Source organism: Pedobacter sp. (assembly GCF_045628745.1).
GTDB lineage: Bacteria > Bacteroidota > Bacteroidia > Sphingobacteriales > Sphingobacteriaceae > Pedobacter.
On the sequence record NZ_JAZQPU010000077.1, the window covers coordinates 1 to 2837 of the forward strand.

The following is a 2837-nucleotide window of genomic DNA, read 5'->3' on the forward strand; positions in this document are numbered from 1 at the left end:
CTGTGGATCAAAATCCTGGATGCCGAAGCTTACTCTTTTAAAGCCCAGGGCATACAAGGTATCCAGGTGTTCTTTCCTGGTATTACCAGGATGTCCTTCAAAGCTAAATTCTGCTTCTTCATGGCGATCAGCGAGTTCAAATATTCCACTGATTAACTTGTTGAGGTTCTCCGGACTAAAAAAAGTGGGTGTACCTCCACCTAAATGTAATTCTTTTATACGGGGTCTTGAAGGTAAAAGTGACACATAAAGTCCCCATTCTTTCAATACGGTAAGGATATAAGGATCTTCTACTGCATGGTTACGTGTAATGCGGGTGTTGCAGCCACAATAAGTGCAGAGGCTTTCGCAAAAGGGCAAATGGATATATAAACTGATTCCATCTTTGGTATTACTTTGTGTAAAAGAGGCTTTAACGGCTTGTTTCCATTGCTCCTTGTTAAAGGTATCCGCATCCCAATAAGGAACAGTTGGATAACTGGTATAGCGAGGGGCGGCTACATTATATTTGTCGGTTAATTCTTTGCTGCTCATAAAATTAATAAATTAGTGATGAGATCTGTCACATGAATTAGCGCAAATGCATGAATTACCCAGGCAACTTTTAGTTGACCATTTATCAAGGTTCTGGATAGTTACGGTGGCAAGAATCATCGACAAAGATGCTTGACCATGTTCTGCTAAAGCCGAAGTGGGTACACTGGCAATTTTGATATGCCTTTTAGCGGCTGCTTGCTGGTCAATATTAGAAATTGACGTGGAACGGGTAGCAATATACTTAACCCCCAAATCTGCCAGCTTATCAATGACACTTTCATTGACAAGGTCATCATTAAAAACAATAACGGCTTCTTTACCTTCTGCATACGCAGCCGTATCTTCACTTAAAGAGTTTGAAATTAAAGTAATTTCATGTTTTTTATGGTTGGCTATGGCCAGTGGCTCTTTTTCAAAAGATTTTATACTATAGGCTACTACTCTCATGCTTGATCATTTATAGCTCAAAAGTACTTCGCTAGCCTAATCTGGAGAATGAGTTTAGTCAATCATAAATATGATGTTGATCAGTTTTTCATTTGTTGCAACCTGTGCAGGTCCAGAATTTGAATCTGACTTCCTTTTCTTTCAATGATATTTTCATCTTTAAAGTCACTGAGTATCCTGCTTACGGTTTCTGTAGCCATGCCAGCCAGGGCTGCCAAATTATCTCTGGAAACTTTAAGGAGCAATGGCTCGATGGATTTCTCTTGTTTCGACAAACGGATTAAAACCTCCGACAAGCGTTTACGCACAGAATGGTAGGCCAGCTGCATCAACTGTTCTTCTTTCTGCATTAAATTATTAGACAAAATTTTGATGAACTGTCTGCCGATATCAGGATACTGCGCCAGCAAATCTTCCATCATGTCTTTTGGCAACAGGCAAATAGAAGAGTCTTCCATAGCTTCTGCTGTTTCAGCATAAGGCTCGTTGAGCAAGAGCGAGGGGATGCCAAAATATTGGTCATCAGTATAAATGCCGGTCATCAGCTGACGGCCATCTTCTGTAAGTTTTACCGTTTTGATCTTTCCATGGATGACCAGGAAAATACCTGTTACGGCATCACCTTCATAATAAACCACCTGCTTTTTCTTAATGTGCCTTAACTTGCGCTCGGCAATAAGTTTCTGCAGCTCCTTTAAGCCCGAGGCATGGCTGATTAAGCCAGAAATCTGATCCAGGGATTTGCTGTAAAAAGCCTGGTGTTTTGTTTTCTTCCTTAACCTGCTTTCAATGGCATTGAGCAGTTCAACATCGTCAAAAGGTTTGGTGAGGTAATCATCAGCCCCCATTTCCATTCCTTTGCGCATGTCTAAACGTTCTGCTTTGGCCGTTAGAAAAATAAAAGGAATCGCTGAAGTCTGCGGGTTCTTATTAAGTAGAAATAAAACGCCATAACCATCCAGCTCCGGCATCATGATGTCACATAAGATCAGGTCGGGTAAATGTTTGGTGGCAAGCTCTACGCCTATCCTTCCGTTTTTTGCCTGTATCACTTCAAAATCTGCAAGTTCTAAAATCTCAGCAGTGCTTTCTCTGATGTCGTTATTATCTTCTATAATTAGAATCGTCGTTTTACTCATTATTTAGAAAAAGAAAGGATGAAGGTGGTGCCTTGGTTAATGATGCTTTCAAAATGAACCTTGCCCTGCATTAAAGTGGCGTAGCGCAATACGATATTTAAGCCCAGCCCGGTGCCAGGAATGTTACCTGTATTATTTGCCCTGAAAAAAGGCTCAAATAAATGTACCTGGTCTGCTTCTGGAATGCCAATGCCATTGTCTTTAATGGTCACTATACATTGGTTATCGGTAATTTCGGTATTAAATTCTATAAAGGTATGCTCCCCTGAATATTTAATAGAATTGCTGATCAGATTGATCATGCAGTTCCTCAATAAATTCTGATCGAGCGTAATTACACTTTGCAAACCTGTATGCTGGTAAATGATGTTCTGATCTTGTTTAGCCATCATCTGCATTTCTTCAGTAATTTCTTCAGAAAATTTAACAAGGTCAAAAGTTGTGAAGGTAGGTTCTACATTACCGGCTTCCAAACGCTCTAAGGACAAGAAATCGTTTAAAATAGTGGTGAGGTTCCCTACAGCATTTTTTATTTTGCCCACATGTTTGGTAATGTTAGGGTTGCTAAAAGGCTGCGCATATTTTTCAATCAGCGATGCTGAAAGTTGAACCGAACTGAGTGGTGTACGGAATTCATGAGAAGCCATGGAAACAAAGCGACTTTTCAACTGGTTAAGTTCCTTTTCTTTAACCAGGGACATGCTTACTTCTTCT

General features: G+C 40.2%; 4 protein-coding genes. All 4 read right to left on the bottom strand.

Annotated elements, in window-relative coordinates:
• Positions 1–534: radical SAM protein (locus tag ACR2F7_RS03565; protein WP_432712218.1), on the bottom strand; the 534-nt coding region annotated here is incomplete at its 3' end.
• Between the two features lie 12 nt (positions 535–546).
• Complete coding sequence (locus tag ACR2F7_RS03570; RefSeq protein WP_432712219.1) at positions 547–984, bottom strand: lactate dehydrogenase; 438 nt, start codon at positions 982–984, stop codon at positions 547–549.
• A gap of 80 nt (positions 985–1064) precedes the next feature.
• The gene (locus ACR2F7_RS03575; RefSeq protein WP_432712220.1) at positions 1065–2123 is read right to left on the bottom strand and encodes a response regulator; all 1059 of its coding nucleotides are present in this window, start codon (positions 2121–2123) and stop codon (positions 1065–1067) included.
• The coding region (locus tag ACR2F7_RS03580; protein WP_432712221.1) for a sensor histidine kinase at positions 2123–2837 on the bottom strand (715 nt) is incomplete at its 5' end. The genes ACR2F7_RS03575 and ACR2F7_RS03580, both read right to left, overlap by 1 nt.